Here is a 15432-nt window from a genome sequence, read left to right on the forward strand (position 1 = left end):
AGAAAAGCCCTCTTATCCTTCCTCGAAAACTCTCACAAATACTAACTCGGAATCTGGCCATATCTCCTTGGGAGCCCTTAACCAAAACATGGTATGCTTGCCGCAAGTGCACTTTTTCTCCCCGTACGGAGGAGATAGCGGAGGATTAGGGGGTCTCAATGACTCGCCACCAAAACAACTAGGCCACTTTCCTCGCTCACTCTTGCTCTCAGTGATTGCAAGACCTAGATCCTCTTCTATAGTGTTAACTTCTGTTTTTCCGTCATAAATCATTTTTCCTTTTGGCATCGTTCTTTCTCCTTTTTTTTCTGATTGTTTCTTTTAAACTCTTGATTGTTTCTTTTAAAAACCGGGTAAAATGTACTGATGTAAGTATAAATAAACCCAAGCAAAATGTCAAGGTAAAGAGGCCATCGATTATCAATGGCCTCTTTAAGATTTAATTTACTTTTTCTCAATTATATCACGCAGAAACCCAATTCCTTGAACTCTCTTGTTGACATATCCCTTAAAATAATTTCTCTCTTCTCGGAGTTAAAGAGCTAAAAATTATTTAATCTTATCTCAGCGGATTTTTTGTGAGCGTCTAGTCCTTCAATTGAAGCAAATTTTGTGGCGATTTTAGCCAGATTTTTGGCGCCTTTTTTATTTATATTTTGATAGGTTGGAATTTTAATAAAGTCTTTTACTGACAATCCTCCAGTATATCTTGTAGTCTTGTTAGTGGGAAGAACATGATTTGTCCCAGAACAATAATCGCCGAAAACTACTCCGGAATATTCGCCGAGAAAAAGAGAACCATAATTTTTTAATTGACTAAGATATTTCTTTGGATTTTTAACTTGGAGTGACAAATGTTCTGGAGCAATTTCATTGGCCATTTTGATAGCTTCTTTTAAGTCTTTAACTAGAATTTCTTTTTTCTTTTTGAAAGCTTCTTTAATAATGTTTTTTGTGGCTATCTTTTTAATTTGCGTTTTTAGTTCCTTGTTCACTTCTTTAATCAAATCTTTCGAATTAGTAACAAAAGTTATTTTTGTCTCTACATCATGTTCTGCCTGAGCTAATAAATCTGCAGCAATAAATTCAGGGTTGGCATACTTATCAGCAACAATTAGAATTTCGCTGGGCCCAGCTAAAAGATCAATCCCGCATTCTCCAAAAACTTCTTTTTTTGCCTGGGTTACATAAATATTCCCGGGCCCTACAATTTTATCTACTTTTGGGATGGTTTCTGTTCCATAAGCCATGGCAGCTATTGCCTGAGCTCCCCCAATATTGAAAATTAAATCAGCCCCACTTAAATCAGCAGCTACAATAGTAATTGGTTTTATTTTAGGAGAGCAAACAATAATTTCTTTTACACCAGCAACTTTAGCTGGAATTCCACACATTAAGGCAGTGGAAGGTAGGGGGTATCTGCCTCCTGGGACATAAACCCCTATCCTCTCAATTGGAATTATTTTCTGGCCAACTGTTAGGCCATTTTTCGTGTATTCAAAATCTTTGAAATTCTTTAGTTGGCTCCTGGCAAATCTTCTAATATTGGCAGCTGCCCTTCTCATCGTTTCTATAGTTTCTCTCTCCACTTTCTGGTAGGCCTTCTTTATCTCTCTTTTATTTACTTTAAAATCCTTTAATTTAACCTTATCAAAAAGCGTTGTATATTTCCTAACAGCTTTGTCTCCGTCTTTCTTTACATCTTCAATTATTTTTTTAACCGTTTCCATCTCTATTTTATTTTGGCAAGTTAAATAAGAAAAGTCAATTTCAAAAAAAAGAGCAGTTAAAAATTACTGCTCCTAAAATATGTCTTTTATTTTCTTAATTCGAGAACCCAATAAGTTCGTCCTAATTCTTTTGGGGGTCGAACTATACCAGTGTTCTGAAAACCGATTTTGGAGAACATTGATATAATGGGCTTGGCCTTAGGATTAGTAGAAAGAACCACAACATCTGCTCCTTTTTCCTTCTCTCTTCTCAAAAGCTCCCGAGTTAACTTCTCTCCGATACCTTGCCTCCGTAATTCTTTTTTTATGCCCACCTCTTGAAAATAAAACACATTTTTTTGTCCCTCAAATAAAAATTTCAATCTCGGAGAAAAACGACTACCCTCTTTCAGATCCGTTTCAAGAAGTTGATACATCCAGGCAAAACCGACCACCTCATTGCCTTCAAGAGCAGCTAAAGCCATAGCCTTAGGTCTTTTAAACTGCTCCTGCATGATCTTTAATGCCTGAGAAGGTCTAAACTTTTCCTTCCATGGTTCTTCCTGAAAAATCTTACAATAAAGTTCTGCCGCTCTTTCCATTAACAGAGCATTACCAATCATATCCATTAACAACATTTTTGCCTCCCGAATTTCCTTATCAAAAAGTTAAAGAACAGAACAATATTTCCTAATTAAATTTTGGCAAACTTTTTTGACTTTGTCAAGGGATTTTATATCAACCCATTCATCTGGCTGATGTCTATTGCCTCCTTTTGGGCCAAATGAAAAAGATGGCACTTTTAGTTTTTCATTTATCATTTGAATATCCTGATAGCCCAACTCTTGAAGATTAAGATAAGCTACTTTACCAATAGCATCTTCTATAACTTTTTTAACTAATTTTAGTTCCTTTGAATTTGTATAAAATGCGCTTAAGTCGTGATAGACGGTAAAGTTTCTTAATTTAAATTTGTTTTTTGATAAAAATTTATTTAAAGTTTTTTGGATAATATCAGATTCCAAGCCAGGATGGCCGCAACGGATGTCAAGCGTTGCTTTAGAAATATCTGCAACAGCATCTCCTCTCTGGCTCACAATTTGTCTTCCATATTTATCTCTTCCCAAGCTTACCCCCCCTGAAATTGCTGACAAATTGCAAATTGAGGGACCTAAATTTTTGGTTCTATATTTTTTTAATGTTTTTTCTAAGTATTTAACAGCTTCGACCAAACCTGTAATTACATTTTTCCCCTGGTCTGGCCTTGAAGCAGGAGCAGTTTTACCCTCAACCCGAAAAGAAACTTTTATTATACCCCTTGCTCCGTTCCAAATTTTAAGATTCGTCGGTTCAGCACTAACAGCTAACTGAGGAGAAATCTGATATTCTTTAATAAATTTCTTCATTCCTTTAAAATCGTATTCTTCGTCGCAGTAAAAAAGCAACATTAAGCCCTTTGTTTTTTCAAAACTCTTCAAGGCAGATAATATCGCAGCCATCCCTCCTTTCATATCCATACTGCCCAAACCATATAACTTATTTCCTTTAACAGTCCCCTTAAAAGGACTATGTTTTTGCCATCCCCTCGGCTCAACCGTGTCCATGTGAGCAATGAGTAAAAGTTTCGGTTTTGAGCCGTCCTTAGCAATAATATTAAATCTCTCGCCCTCAACTTTTTGTTTTCTAATCTTAGTTAGAAAGGGAATTCGTTTTAGGTACCTGAAAATAAAATTGCCAATTTCTTTTTCATTGATTTTCTTGTCTATGTGACTTGGGATAGAAATTAATTTTTTCGTCAGTTGAAAGGTGTTCATAATATAATTCTATCATTTTTTTTTGATTTTGTAAAATTTTTAAGTTAGAATACGAATATGAAAAATTTTATAATTATTCCAACTTCAACAGCTGAACATTTAGCAAAAGGAATCAAATCAAAAGGGAAGAGCTTGGAAGTTATTCTTCCTGAGAAAAACAGAGAGGGAAAGAGATATTTTCCTGACGGCGAGGTTTATATGAAAATCTCTAAAGCAGATAAATTAAAAGGTGAAAGAGTTGTTGTTTTGCATTCTGGCGCCCCTATGCCAAATAAAGGATTAATAGAATTAGAATTAATCTTGGAGATTCTAAAGGATAATAAGGTAAAACCAGAAGTATTTTTTACCTATTTTCCTTACAGCCAGCAAGATAAAGTTTTTGAAAAAGGAGAGACAAATGTGGCTGAAAATTTACTTAAGAAATTAGTGAGTTATTACAAAGTTAAGAAAATTTATATCATTGACCCTCATTTTGGAGGAAGGAACTGGGTTAAAAAATATCCAATAATTGGGGTGTCGGCAGTTCCTTATTTGATTAAAAAAGCCCGGCGGGATTTTGATGAAAACATTTTATTTCTATCACCAGACAAAGGAGGAGAGAGGAGAACTGGATTTTCCGGAATTAAAAAGAAGAGACTAACTTCTTTTAAGGTGAGAACATTATCTCCAAAACTTAACTTTAAGGGAAAAATAGTAGGAGTAGTTGACGATATAATTGAAACCGGCGGAACCCTTTTGAAATTTTATGATTTTTCTAAAAAAGCTGGTGCTAAAAAGATTATTGTTCTAATCACCCAGGGCATCCTTCCTGCTGGTATTTCTAAGATAAAAAAGAAATACTCTAAACTCTATTTAACTAACGCCGTAAAACAAAAGGAAGCAAATATAGACATAACTGACTTGATTTTAAAAACTCTCTCTTAGTGCCTGCGCACCGAAGGTGTGGACCTGGTGGGAATCGAACTCACATCAGAGCAATGCGAATGCCCCGTTTTACCATTAAACTACAGGCCCATCTCCTCCTCTATTGTTTTAATAAACCGCAATGGGTCCACACTGGAACCATTGGCTTTGATTGAGAAATGTAAATGAGGAGCTATCGAATAACCAGTGTTCCCTGAAAGTCCTATGACATCACCTTGTCTAACTTGCTCTCCATCCAAAACTTTAAACTTATTTAAATGTAAATAAAGAGAGTAAATTCCAAGACCGTGGTCAATTATTAATGTTTTCCCATAATTGATTAAACCCTCGGAAAAACGAACTATTCCATCATTGACAGCATAAACTGGAGTATCCATGGCTGCATCAAGGTCTACCCCTAAATGCTGAAGCGCCACCTCCCCGCTTTTCCTAATACTTCCATACTTTCCTACCACTTTAATTTTTTTAAGCGGGTAGATAAAGGGCTGGTTAAAATAAGCTGTTGGGGTGAAAATTTGAAGAACCTCATATAAACTGGGGTTATCTTTTTTAGCTATATTCTCTGAAATCTTTGGTGGAGTATATCCTTTTTTTTCAAGTTCTTCAGTAACTAAAAGCTTGGTAACCGGAAAATCTCTTTTAATAATGTTTAATTCTTTCCCAAATTTATTATTGGAAAAATTAATATTTAGGTTATACTTCCCTGGCTCTTTTTTAACGCTGATTCCTACAATGGCAATCCAGTCCCCGGTTGCTGACTTAAAAAAATCAATTTTCTCTGGCCCAAATTCTCCGCTAATCTTATCTATCCCTGCTTTGTCCTTAACTCCAATCAAAAGGGTGTCTCCTTGCTCTAATCTATCAGAGGAAAGATAAACCCGGGGCAATAGTATCTCCTCTGATTCTTCCTCTTCTTCAGCTTTCTCCGCCGGAGCAGTTTCTTCTTTCTCAACAACTTTCTCTTCTTCTGGAACTGCTTCTTTGTCAGGAATAATCTCTTCTGAAATACTTCCTACCGAAGCTAACCAATACTGATAACCTCTAAAGGCAAAAATGCCTAATCCTATAAGAATCAATAAAATTATGAGAATTTGAACTTTCCCTTTTGATTTCATAATATTTCTCAAGTTTTCATTGTCGGGGTGCCGAGATTCGAACTCGGGCTAAATCCTCCCGAAGGACTCGTGCTACCATTACACTACACCCCGTTAAGTAACCCAGTATTTTCTTTTCGTCATTTGATCTTGCTTCATCTCAATTTCTTCCCTTTCTTTTCTTGCCTTTTGGGCTTTTTCTTTTAATTTCTCATCTGATAATTTTCCTAATTTTTTAACTTCTTTTTCCAAGAAATCTTTTTTGTTTTTCTTTGGGTCAGCTAAAACATAACCGAGCAAAACATCTAAAACCCACCCTATTTGGGGCCCTGCTGAAATATTCAAAATCTTCATCACACTATTACCATTTACTTTCAGCATTTTCACTGAAATCGGGTCTTGGGAAACCCTTTCAATAATATATCTAAGGTGACGCAGTTTATATGGCTCTGCTTTAGGGCAGCCAGAACCAATTCTATCTGCCATTCTCACCTCCAAAAGTTCATCCATATTCTCTATCCCAACCTGACGGACCAATCTCCTCACAGAGGTCTCTGAAACTTCGCCAACATTATAATAGAATAGATGGTACCTAACAAGTTTAACAATCTTTTCAATATCTTTTTTGGAAAACCGCAAGCGGTTCAATATCTGAGCTGTCATTTTAGCTCCAACTACTTCGTGGCCATAAAAAGTAGCATCAGGACCTTCTCCTCTTTTAGCCCTGGGCTTACCAATATCATGAAACAGGGCAGCTAATCTTACATGCTTGTTAAAGTTTCTCTTGGCAGCATATTTTAAAGAAAGTATAGCATGCTCATAACACTCGTAAATATGATGCTTATTCTGGCTTATTTCGTAACCTTCCTCAAGTTCAGGAATTATATACTTTAAAAGCCCCAACTCTCTCAAAAACTCTATTCCATCTGCTGCCTTTTCTGCCATAATAATCTTTAAAAGTTCATCTCTTATTCTTTCTTTGGAAATTGCCTGAAGCCAAGGCACATTTTTCTTAACTGCTTGGGCAGTTTTTTTTTCAATCTCAAAATCCAAAACAGTAGCAAATCTAACTGCTCTAAGCATTCTTAAAGCATCCTCTGAAAAACGGTCTTCGGCTTTCCCAACCACCCTAATAATTTTATTTTTCAAATCTTTTTGGCCTTCAAAGGGATCAACAATCTTTAATTCAGAACCTTCTAAACCAGCTGCTAATGCATTTATAGTGAAATCTCTCCGAGCCAAATCTTCCTCAATGGTTTCTGCCCATTCAACTTTGTCAGGATGCCTTTTGTCAGTATATTTTTCTTCAGTCCTAAAAGGAGTAATCTCAACTTCTTTTAATTTTGGGTCTTTTGAGTCAGTTAAAACAGTTACTGTTCCAAATTTATTATCAGCAAAACATTTAGGGAAAATCTTCTCAATTTCTGCTGGCTTGGCATTTGTAGCAACATCCCAATCCTGTGGTTCAACTTTCCTTAACAAATCACGAACGCAACCACCAACCAAATATGCCTCATAATTTTTCTTTTTTAATTCATCAACAACAAATTTTACTTCTTTTGGTATTTTCATTATACTTTAATCTTATCTCAAAAATTGATTTTTTTCAACTTTTCTGGTAGAATTACGATACGCGCCCGTGGCTCAATTGGATAGAGCGCCTGGCTTCGGACCAGGAGATTGTGGGTTCGACTCCTACCGGGCGCACAGTTCTTTCGGGGCTGTAGCTCAAACTGGAGAGCGTCTCTTTTGCACTGAGAAGGTATGAGGGTTCGAATCCCTTCAGCTCCAATAGCGGTTTATCTTCTTTAACCGCTTTTTTCTCAAAAAAAAGCAATGTTTTAAACATCGCTTTTTTTATTGCGTGCGGATGATAAACTTAGCGGGTTTCGCACTTGGTGCACATTCTTGCTTCGGGGTAGATTTTTAGCCGCTCTTCAGAAATTTTCTTGCCGCATTTTTCACACTTCCCGTATTTGCCTTTTTTTATTTTCTCTAAAGCTAAATTAATATTTTGGAGCTGCAGTTCCATGCTGTGTTCAATGGGAAGAAGAGTTACATATTCCTCCACCTGGTCAGCTGCGTCTTCCAAGGCCTGACTGCCAGCACCGCCATTAAATTTAGGATATTTTGTATCCCAGTCACCTTTAAGCTTCTCATCTTTTCTGGCAAATTTCCCAAGCTCAACTTCAATTGAAGTTTTTCGTTCTTCTAATTTTTCCTTTAATTGTTCAAGAAGTTTCTTGGTCATACTATTTATTAGCATATCCTGCCGATATCCAACCTATTTTGCCATCTTCAAACTCTATTTTGTACCACCCTTCAAGCTCTTCCAATAATGGATAACTTTCACCAGAATAAGCCGCACCTATTATAGGATAGTTGGTTCCCGGTCCTTCCCTTACCTTTAACAAGGTCTTAAGTGTTTCTTTAACAGTGACCATTGGTATCTCTTCCGGGGGTTTCTCTTCTTCTTCCTCCTCCTCCTCTTCCTCCTCCTCCTCTTCTTCTTCTTCTGGAATTTCTGTTGACTCTTCCGGCGTTTCAACTGACGAAGCAGGCGGTTGTCTTCTTATTCTGAAAAACCAATACCAAAAAGTGCCGATACCCGCCAAAAATACTAAAATTACAGTAACAATTAAAATTCTAACCCAAAGTTTCCCTCCAAAAGTAGGTTTCTTAGGGACAACTCTAATAACTTCCGAGGGTTTCGGAGAAGGAGGGGGTTTTGGAGGTCCTTTTTTCTTCTCCCGAAGCCGCTCTAATAATTCTCTTCTTCTTTTTTCTTCTTTTGCTAAAGCTTCTTTTCTTTCTCGTTCTTGACTCGCCCTCCTTCCAGCTTCCTCTCTTCCCCTCTGCTCCTCTTCTTTTTTTCTCCGCTCCTCTGATTCTTTTTGCAGTGCTTCAATCCTTTTCTTGGCTTCTTCAATTCTTCTTTTTTCCAGCTCCCCGGCCTTAGTTGGAACTACGGTAGGAGCAGGGGAGGGTTTTTTTACCTCTGGCTCTTTCTTGCCCGCCGTAGCTTTAGCGGGGGCGGGCCTCCCTTCTATCTTTTGATCTATTTTTTTAATTCTTTCAATTATATTATTTCTTTTTTCTGAAAGAGTTTGAAATCTTCTTTCAAATCTTCTCATCTGAACTTCTACTCCCTGCTTCTTTTCTTCCAAATTCCACCTTTCTGTTTCAATTTTTCTCCTCTTTTCTTCCACCTCCCATCTTTCTTTTTCTAATTCTTTTCTTTTCCCTAATTTCTTGACCCTTTTTTCTTCTTCCTCAACTAATTTTTTCTCTTCCTCAATCTCTTTTTCTTTGGTTAAGACACTCTCTAAAATTTTTCCAATTCTATTTAGTTCTCCAGAAAAGTTAATTTTCTTTGCTTCAAAAGATTTTTTAACTTCCTCTATTCCTTTAAGTTCTGTCTTTAATTCAATCCTCTCTAATTCTAATTGAATGTTTTCTTTTTTCTCAGAAATTTCTTTTTGTTTTTTAGTTAATTCTTCTCCCTTAATTTCTATTTTTCTGCCTTCGGACTCAATTTCTTTGAGTTGACTATCCAGTTGCTTTAATTTCTCCTCCCAGGGCCATCTTTTCTTTTCCAATTCCCGACGTTTTTCTTCTATTTTCCATCTCTCTTTTTCTATCTGCTTTTTTTCTTCAGCTGTTTTCGCTGCTTCCTCTTTTTCTTCAATTAATCTCTGGGTTTCTTCAATTCTCCTTTCCTTGGCTGAAACAAGCTGAAAGTTTTTTTCAACCCCCCTTAGTTCTTCTAAAATTGTTGTCTTTCGTAATTCTAAGGGTCTTTTCTCGACAACGAATTTCTCAAAGCTTTCTTTTATTTTAATTTCTTCTTCTTCTATTTTTCTCTTCTCTTGCAAAAGTGCCATTTTTCTCATTTTAGGCTCTTCTCTCCTTTTTCTTTCCTCTTCCTTGGCCGTCACAGCTTCAGCGGCGGCTTTTCTTCTTTGTTCCTCTTCTGCAACCCTTCTTTCCTTAATCTCCCCTCTCTTTTCTTCCTCCGCTCTTTTTCTCTTTTCTTCTTTTGCCCTTACTCTTTCTGCTTCCTCGGCCGTCACAGCTTCAGCGGCGGCGGCTCTTCTTCTTTTTTCTTCCTCTTCTTCTTTTCTTAACTTCTCTTCTTCTGCTCTTTTTCTTTCTTCTTCTGCTCTTTTTCTTTTCTTCCCCTCTCCTTTTTTTCTTCGTTCCTCTTCCATCCTCAATTCAGCCGCTCTTTTTTGAGGGACTCCTCTTTTAGCTGCTTTCTGTTGAAGACGGACAATGTCCTTTTTCATTGTCCTAATATCCTCTTTTTTGATGGATATATCTATATCTCTGGGCATAAATATGTTATTTCTTTAGCAAAGATAAATTAATCCTACCTTGTTCATCAATTGAAATCACTTTTACTGAAACCGCGTCCCCTATTTTTACCACATCCCCAACTTTTCTTACTCTTTTATCAGATAATTTAGATATATGAATCAATCCCTCTTGACCTGGTAAAATTTCAACAAAAGCCCCAAACTCTAAAATCCTTTTTACTCTCCCCTGAAAAACTTCTCCAACTTTAACTTCTCTGGTAATGTTCTTTATCCAGGCAATTGCTTTTTTAGCTGCCTCTTCTTTCTCCGAAGTAACAAAGATAAGACCGGAATCTTGGATGTCTATTGCTGCTCCGGTTTCTTCAGTAATCTCCTTAATCACTTTTCCTCCGGGACCTATTACCTCTCTGATTTTTTCTGGATTAATTTGGATAGTTAAAATTCTGGGAGCGTAAGGTGAAAGCTGGGCTCGAGGTTTTGATATAATTTTATTCATTGAGTCTAAAATCTCTAATCTTGCTTTCTTGGCCCTATTAAGAACTTCTGTCATAATTTTCTTGCTTATTCCTTCAATTTTCACGTCCATTTGAAGAACGGTTATTCCTTTTTTAGTTCCGGCTACCTTAAAATCCATATCTCCGTAATGGTCTTCTGGGCCCTGAATATCTGTTAAAACCTTATAACTACCTGTTTTTTTATCTTGAGCCAACCCAATAGCAATCCCGGCTGCTGGACTTTTTATCGGCACCCCGGCATCCATTAAAGCCAAAGAAGAGCTGGAAACTGAAGCCATTGAAGTTGAACCGTTTGAAGAAAGGATCTCTGAAACCACTCTCATTGTATAAGGGAATTCATCGAAATCGGGAATTAAAGACAAAAGAGCTTTTTCTGCTAACATTCCATGACCAATCTCTCTTCTCCCCGGCCCTCTTAACGGCTTGACCTCTCCAGCTGAATAGGGGGGAAAATTATAATGGTGCATAAATCTTTTTTTCCCAACAATTTCCATCCCTTCTAATAATTGCTGGTCCCCAGGCGCTCCTAAAGTTAAAATAGACAAAGCTTTAGTTTGCCCCCGACAAAATAGACCGGAACCATGGGTTCTCGGCAAAAGCCCAACTTCACAATCAATTTTTCTAATTTCATCTAATTTTCTATTATCAGGCCTCTTGTTATATTTTATTATATTTTCGTGAAGTAATCTATCTATTCCCTTTTCAAAAAAATCTTGAGCATATTTTGTTTTTCCCTCTTCAGAATATTTCTCCTCAACAAAACAGCTAAGCTCTTCTTTTAATTCATCTATCTTATCTGTTCTTTGGCTTTTGTCCTCTTGGTAGAGAGCTTCTTCTAGTTTTTTGTCCAAGAATTCTTTAATTTCTTTTTCTAAAACATCATCAACCGGAAATGTTTCTAAAAGTAATTTTTCTTTCCCAACTTTCTCTATGATTTCTTTTTGAAAAGCAATGACTTTTTTTAAATGTTTTTCTGAAAAATCCAAGGCCTCCAAAATCACTTTTTCATCAACCTCTTCGCAATTCCCTTCAACCATATTAATTAAAACTTCTCCACCTTCTAACATTCCGGCAAAGATAACATCCATTTGGCAACCTTCTCTTTCTTCATAAGTTGGGTTTAAAATAAACTTGCCGTCTTTTTGACAAACCCTAACCACCCCTATCGGTCCTTGCCAGGGAATGTCAGAAATAGATAAAGATAGAGAAGCAGCTATCAGCCCTAAAATATCAGGGTCATTTTGACCATCCCAGGAAAGCACAGTAGTTATTACCTGAATTTCTCTGGCTAAATTTTCAGGAAATCTTGGCCGAATAGCTCGGTCAATCAACCTGGCGTTACAAATCGCCTCATCAGAAGGCCGACTTTCTCTTTTAATATAGCGAGGGCCTTTAATTTTTCCAGCAGCATAATATTTTTCTTGATATTCAACAGTTAAAGGAAAAAAACCGATATCTTCTCGGTCTTTTTTACTCATTACACAAGTAGTCAAAAGCAAAGTATCACCATAACTAACTAAAACACTACCATTTGCTTGTTCGGCTAAATTCCTAATCTCAACTTTAAGATTTTTTTCTCCTAATTTTAGACTAAATTTTTGACTGTTCATTTCTTCAGTAAATATTTCTTTGGGAACATTTCTAAATCAACAAATTCATCAGCTATTTCTTTTAAACGGCCGGAGGATGACCTTCCAAAAGCAATGACTTCCACTCTTTTCCCCTGGTTCTTTAAGTATTCAACCAAAGAAATAAAATCGCCATCACCAGAAGCAAGAACCAAAGTATCAACACTCGGAGCTATTTTTATCGCATCAATAACTATTCCTACGTCCCAATCAGCTTTCTTCTGTCCTCCGTAAAATTCTTGAAGATCTCTAACTCTTGTTTCAATCCCGAGTTTAGTCAGAGCTTCAAAAAAAGCTTTTTCCTCTCCAGTTTTTGTCCTTACCACATAGGCGAAAGCTCGAATTAAATTCCTTTCACTAACCGCTAATTTTAAAATCTCCCGAAAATTAACCCGGGCATTGTATAAATTCTTGGCAGAGTGATACAAGTTTTGGACATCAATTAACACTCCGACTCTTTGTCCTATATGTTTTACAACCATATTATTTCTTCAACCCTATTGCTTTTACAATTTTATTGTAGCTTCTTTCGTTTTCTTTTTTTAGATATTTCAAAAGTTTTCTTCTCTTAGAAACCATTTTCAAAAGCCCTCTTTTGGAATGAAAATCTTTTGAATGTTTTTTTAAATGCGAAAGCAATCTCTTAATTTCTTCGGTAAGCAAAGTAATCTGAACCTCAGCAGACCCAGTATCTGCCTTATGTAGTTTATACTTCTCAATAATTTTTGTTTTTTCTTCCGGTGTTAACATATCTGTGCCCCCACCAGGACTCGAACCTGGACTCATATCCTTAAGAGGGATCTGCTTTTCCAATTAAGCTATGGGGGCAAATTATGGACAGGGGAATATCCACCAGCCTTGGCCTGGGCCTTGCCAAACTGTTGTCCCAATTATTGTTAGAAATGTATTCACAATTACCCAAGCCCCATAAATTATTACAAGACCAATAACAACTGCTGTAAATAAGCTTTTTGCTTTGGAAAGCATCTCTGGTTTCCCTTGACTTATAATATACATTACACCGCCAATGGCTATCATTAAAGCGGCCGTAATCGGAACAAATATAATTAAAAGACTATCAACCCATCTATCAAACATTACAAATAAATGACAAAGTTCGCAAGGAACAGTTTGGTCTCCGGGTTGATCAGGATCATCTACAGAGAGACCGCAAGGGACAAGCCCACTATAAACTGGGGTAACAAATGAAAAAAGGAATATTATAAAAAAAGCTACCAAAAATATTTTTTTCATATTGTTTAGTACTAGTATAATCTATTTTTAAAAAAAAGAAAAGAGCAAAACAAAACTAAGCTTAGCTTAGTTTTAGTAGTTTTAGCTTAAATATTGTATTGTTTTATCTAGCGAAAAGGGTTTCTGGCGCCCCGAACACCGAAATGAACATGACAGCCTGTGGAGCGTCCAGCTCCTGGAGTTCCTGGCTTGCCTCCCATCAAAGCAATCATCTGACCTTGGAAGACTGTCTGCCCTGGAGCAACCAAGCTCTTCTGAACATGACCATACATTGTTACTACTCCATTGGGATGCAAAATTGTTAAATAATTTCCAGCTCCATAGTTCCAACCATATTTTACTCTTTGCACCATCCCTGCAGCAGCGGCATATACTGGGTCACCGCACTTACCTCCAAAGTCAATGGCATTATACCAGTGAAGCCCTTGGGTAATATGGCGAGCCGAATGAGGACAAATAAAGTAACTTGAACCAAGAGGAACCTGTGGTGCTGCATAATAACTCTTCTTTGGAGGAGGAGGTATCGTTCCATTAGGAATAATTAAAATATCACCAATATAGATATCTCCTTCGTTTGAAAGTTCATTAAAATCAACAATCTCCCCGACTTCCCCTTTATAAATTTCAGCAATTTCACTCAAGGTATCTCCTTTTTTCACATGATAGATAACTCCTGGAATCGGCAGGATAATAAGTTTCTGGCCCGGCTTAATTATTGATTTTGAGCTTAAATCATTAGCCCATAAAATCGTGTCAAGAGAAATATCAAATTTAGCTGCAATAGAAGAAAGAGTATCGCCTGATTCTACAATATATTCAATAATTTCTTTTCTTCCTTCTATCTCGCTCTCAATACCTCCCAACACACTTCCCAAAACCTGAGGAGTAATTGTTATTGGCGGCGAAACTCCAACTACACTATTTTTTTGGATAAAACTCATCTCAGGAGACTCCCTTAGGAAGTTTTTCGCAGGTTCTACAAATAAATCTTGGGGAGGAAGTTTGGTTTTTATGGTTGCAGTTAAAAAAGAAAAATCCCGAAGAGAAAGGGATCTTAAAGTTGGCTCAAAAACTAAAATTCCAAATAAAAAAATAGTCAAAATCGCTACTACCCCAAAGAAAAGTTCTTCTTTAAAGGATTTTTGAAATCTTTGACCTATTTTATTTTTGACTAATTGAAACAGGTGGAATTTAGACATCTATTTTACTATTTTAGCTTATTGGAAGCGGAGGTCAAGCGATTTTTCCACACCCTTGTGGTAAAATGAATTAATGGATTTAATCTCAAAAAAGAATATCAAGGCTCTGCTCAAAAAATATCAAACCAGTCGCTCCGCGATTAAGAAAATCTATCCTTCAAAAAGATTAGGTCAGAATTTTCTAATTGACAAAAATGTTGTTAAAAAGGTTATTAAAGCAGCTGAGCTTCATTCAAAAGATATTGTTTTGGAAGTCGGCCCTGGAATTGGGGCTTTAACCCAAGAAATAGCTAAAAAAACAGACAAGGTAATTGCAGTAGAAAAAGACCCAAAGATGGTAGAAATTTTAAAAGAAACCTTGAAAGATTTTAAGAATATTGAAATCATTAACAAAGACATACTAAAATTCAATAACTACTCACTACTCACTACAAACTACAAACTAATCGCTAATCTTCCTTTTTATATCACTGCACCTGTTATCAGGAAATTTCTAGAAAGTAAAAACACGCCAAAAGAAATGATTTTAATAGTTCAAAAGGAAGTTGCTCAAAGAATATGCTCTAAACCTCCCAAGATGAACATTTTAGCTGTTTCTGTCCAGTTTTATGCTAAACCCAAAATTATTTCCTACATCTCAAAAAAATCCTTCTGGCCCAGTCCAAAAGTAGATTCGGCAATTATCAAAATAGTTCCCCAGAAAAAATATAAAGATGTTGATATTGATTTGTTTTTCAAAATCGTCAAGGCTGGCTTTGCTCATCCTAGAAAACAACTTGCCAACAACCTGACTAATGGGTTAGAATTAAACAAACAAGAAGTTAACGATTTGCTTTTGAAAAACGATGTCCAGCCAACTCAAAGGGCTGAAACTTTGACTATTAATAATTGGATTCAATTAACAAAAATGTTATAATATTTTAATGCTGTGGAAAATTAAAAACTTTTTATTTAATCTATGTAAAAAGAAAACAAT

At 36.4% G+C, this 15432-nt stretch carries 15 protein-coding genes and 5 tRNA genes; 4 read left to right on the forward strand and 16 right to left on the reverse strand.

Annotated features, from left to right (window positions below; translation table 11 throughout):
• Positions 1–12: 12 nt before the first annotated feature.
• From KJA13_03795 to KJA13_03810, 4 genes are all read right to left on the reverse strand, one after another.
• Positions 13–288, reverse strand: coding sequence for a hypothetical protein (locus KJA13_03795; protein ID MBZ9578119.1), 276 nt, complete (start codon positions 286–288; stop codon positions 13–15).
• A 254-nt stretch (positions 289–542) separates the two neighbouring features.
• The gene (gene hisD, locus KJA13_03800; protein MBZ9578120.1) at positions 543–1730 is read right to left on the reverse strand and encodes a histidinol dehydrogenase; all 1188 of its coding nucleotides are present in this window, start codon (positions 1728–1730) and stop codon (positions 543–545) included.
• 86 nt (positions 1731–1816) lie between these two features.
• Positions 1817–2347, reverse strand: a complete 531-nt coding sequence (locus KJA13_03805) for a GNAT family N-acetyltransferase (GenBank protein MBZ9578121.1) — start codon at positions 2345–2347, stop codon at positions 1817–1819.
• A gap of 30 nt (positions 2348–2377) precedes the next feature.
• A complete protein-coding gene (locus KJA13_03810; GenBank protein MBZ9578122.1) occupies positions 2378–3523 on the reverse strand; it encodes a M20/M25/M40 family metallo-hydrolase in 1146 nt (381 codons plus the stop codon).
• A 57-nt stretch (positions 3524–3580) separates the two neighbouring features.
• On the opposite strand from KJA13_03810, the gene prs reads away from it, so the two are divergent.
• Positions 3581–4447 (forward strand): ribose-phosphate diphosphokinase, encoded by an 867-nt coding sequence (prs, locus tag KJA13_03815; GenBank protein MBZ9578123.1) that lies wholly within the window; start codon positions 3581–3583, stop codon positions 4445–4447.
• Between the two features lie 19 nt (positions 4448–4466).
• Here the strand turns inward: prs and KJA13_03820 are convergent.
• The 4 genes from KJA13_03820 to KJA13_03835 form a co-directional block, all read right to left on the reverse strand.
• A tRNA-Ala gene (locus KJA13_03820) sits at positions 4467–4537 on the reverse strand.
• A complete protein-coding gene (locus KJA13_03825; protein ID MBZ9578124.1) occupies positions 4528–5562 on the reverse strand; it encodes a M23 family metallopeptidase in 1035 nt (344 codons plus the stop codon). The genes KJA13_03820 and KJA13_03825 overlap by 10 nt, the downstream gene beginning before the upstream one ends.
• Positions 5563–5584: 22 nt before the next feature.
• A tRNA-Pro gene (locus tag KJA13_03830) sits at positions 5585–5655 on the reverse strand.
• Positions 5656–7113: an HD domain-containing protein gene (locus tag KJA13_03835; protein ID MBZ9578125.1), complete on the reverse strand. Its 1458-nt coding sequence runs from the start codon at positions 7111–7113 to the stop codon at positions 5656–5658.
• A 61-nt stretch (positions 7114–7174) separates the two neighbouring features.
• On the opposite strand from KJA13_03835, the gene KJA13_03840 reads away from it, so the two are divergent.
• Both KJA13_03840 and KJA13_03845 read left to right on the forward strand, forming a co-directional pair.
• Positions 7175–7248 (forward strand) — tRNA-Arg (locus KJA13_03840).
• A 10-nt stretch (positions 7249–7258) separates the two neighbouring features.
• Positions 7259–7332 (forward strand) — tRNA-Ala (locus tag KJA13_03845).
• An 88-nt stretch (positions 7333–7420) separates the two neighbouring features.
• Here the strand turns inward: KJA13_03845 and KJA13_03850 are convergent.
• The 8 genes from KJA13_03850 to KJA13_03885 form a co-directional block, all read right to left on the reverse strand.
• Positions 7421–7792 carry a TraR/DksA family transcriptional regulator gene (locus KJA13_03850; protein ID MBZ9578126.1) on the reverse strand — a complete coding sequence of 124 codons (372 nt, stop codon included), beginning with the start codon at positions 7790–7792 and terminating at the stop codon, positions 7421–7423.
• Position 7793: 1 nt separating this feature from the next.
• Positions 7794–9878: an SH3 domain-containing protein gene (locus tag KJA13_03855; protein ID MBZ9578127.1), complete on the reverse strand. Its 2085-nt coding sequence runs from the start codon at positions 9876–9878 to the stop codon at positions 7794–7796.
• A 7-nt stretch (positions 9879–9885) separates the two neighbouring features.
• A complete protein-coding gene (pnp, locus tag KJA13_03860) occupies positions 9886–11985 on the reverse strand; it encodes a polyribonucleotide nucleotidyltransferase (GenBank protein MBZ9578128.1) in 2100 nt (699 codons plus the stop codon).
• Positions 11982–12485 (reverse strand): NYN domain-containing protein, encoded by a 504-nt coding sequence (locus KJA13_03865; protein MBZ9578129.1) that lies wholly within the window; start codon positions 12483–12485, stop codon positions 11982–11984. The genes pnp and KJA13_03865 overlap by 4 nt, the downstream gene beginning before the upstream one ends.
• A 1-nt stretch (position 12486) precedes the next feature.
• On the reverse strand, positions 12487–12753 hold the full coding sequence (gene rpsO, locus KJA13_03870; protein ID MBZ9578130.1) for a 30S ribosomal protein S15: 267 nt from the start codon (positions 12751–12753) through the stop codon (positions 12487–12489).
• Positions 12754–12758: 5 nt separating this feature from the next.
• A tRNA-Lys gene (locus KJA13_03875) sits at positions 12759–12831 on the reverse strand.
• A gap of 3 nt (positions 12832–12834) precedes the next feature.
• Complete coding sequence (locus tag KJA13_03880) at positions 12835–13257, reverse strand: hypothetical protein (protein ID MBZ9578131.1); 423 nt, start codon at positions 13255–13257, stop codon at positions 12835–12837.
• A 107-nt stretch (positions 13258–13364) separates the two neighbouring features.
• Positions 13365–14456, reverse strand: a complete 1092-nt coding sequence (locus KJA13_03885; protein MBZ9578132.1) for a M23 family metallopeptidase — start codon at positions 14454–14456, stop codon at positions 13365–13367.
• 73 nt (positions 14457–14529) lie between these two features.
• On the opposite strand from KJA13_03885, the gene rsmA reads away from it, so the two are divergent.
• On the forward strand, positions 14530–15372 hold the full coding sequence (gene rsmA / locus KJA13_03890) for a ribosomal RNA small subunit methyltransferase A (protein MBZ9578133.1): 843 nt from the start codon (positions 14530–14532) through the stop codon (positions 15370–15372).
• The last annotated feature ends 60 nt before the right edge of the window (positions 15373–15432 follow it).

Source organism: Patescibacteria group bacterium (genome assembly GCA_020148045.1).
Lineage (GTDB): Bacteria > Patescibacteriota > Minisyncoccia > Minisyncoccales > GWA2-38-27 > JAHCRG01.

What these genes read in the sequence shown, in the direction of transcription:
- hisD (MBZ9578120.1), bottom strand. Translation starts at nt 1,730, where the DNA reads ATGGAAACGGTTAAAAAAATAATTGAAGATGTAAAGAAAGACGGAGAC.
- KJA13_03835 (MBZ9578125.1), bottom strand. Translation starts at nt 7,113, where the DNA reads ATGAAAATACCAAAAGAAGTAAAATTTGTTGTTGATGAATTAAAAAAG.
- KJA13_03825 (MBZ9578124.1), bottom strand. Translation starts at nt 5,562, where the DNA reads ATGAAATCAAAAGGGAAAGTTCAAATTCTCATAATTTTATTGATTCTT.
- rpsO (MBZ9578130.1), bottom strand. Translation starts at nt 12,753, where the DNA reads ATGTTAACACCGGAAGAAAAAACAAAAATTATTGAGAAGTATAAACTA.
- KJA13_03850 (MBZ9578126.1), bottom strand. Translation starts at nt 7,792, where the DNA reads ATGACCAAGAAACTTCTTGAACAATTAAAGGAAAAATTAGAAGAACGA.
- KJA13_03805 (MBZ9578121.1), bottom strand. Translation starts at nt 2,347, where the DNA reads ATGTTGTTAATGGATATGATTGGTAATGCTCTGTTAATGGAAAGAGCG.
- KJA13_03855 (MBZ9578127.1), bottom strand. Translation starts at nt 9,878, where the DNA reads ATGCCCAGAGATATAGATATATCCATCAAAAAAGAGGATATTAGGACA.
- KJA13_03810 (MBZ9578122.1), bottom strand. Translation starts at nt 3,523, where the DNA reads ATGAACACCTTTCAACTGACGAAAAAATTAATTTCTATCCCAAGTCAC.
- KJA13_03865 (MBZ9578129.1), bottom strand. Translation starts at nt 12,485, where the DNA reads ATGGTTGTAAAACATATAGGACAAAGAGTCGGAGTGTTAATTGATGTC.
- KJA13_03880 (MBZ9578131.1), bottom strand. Translation starts at nt 13,257, where the DNA reads ATGAAAAAAATATTTTTGGTAGCTTTTTTTATAATATTCCTTTTTTCA.
- pnp (MBZ9578128.1), bottom strand. Translation starts at nt 11,985, where the DNA reads ATGAACAGTCAAAAATTTAGTCTAAAATTAGGAGAAAAAAATCTTAAA.
- prs (MBZ9578123.1), top strand. Translation starts at nt 3,581, where the DNA reads ATGAAAAATTTTATAATTATTCCAACTTCAACAGCTGAACATTTAGCA.
- KJA13_03795 (MBZ9578119.1), bottom strand. Translation starts at nt 288, where the DNA reads ATGCCAAAAGGAAAAATGATTTATGACGGAAAAACAGAAGTTAACACT.
- rsmA (MBZ9578133.1), top strand. Translation starts at nt 14,530, where the DNA reads ATGGATTTAATCTCAAAAAAGAATATCAAGGCTCTGCTCAAAAAATAT.
- KJA13_03885 (MBZ9578132.1), bottom strand. Translation starts at nt 14,456, where the DNA reads ATGTCTAAATTCCACCTGTTTCAATTAGTCAAAAATAAAATAGGTCAA.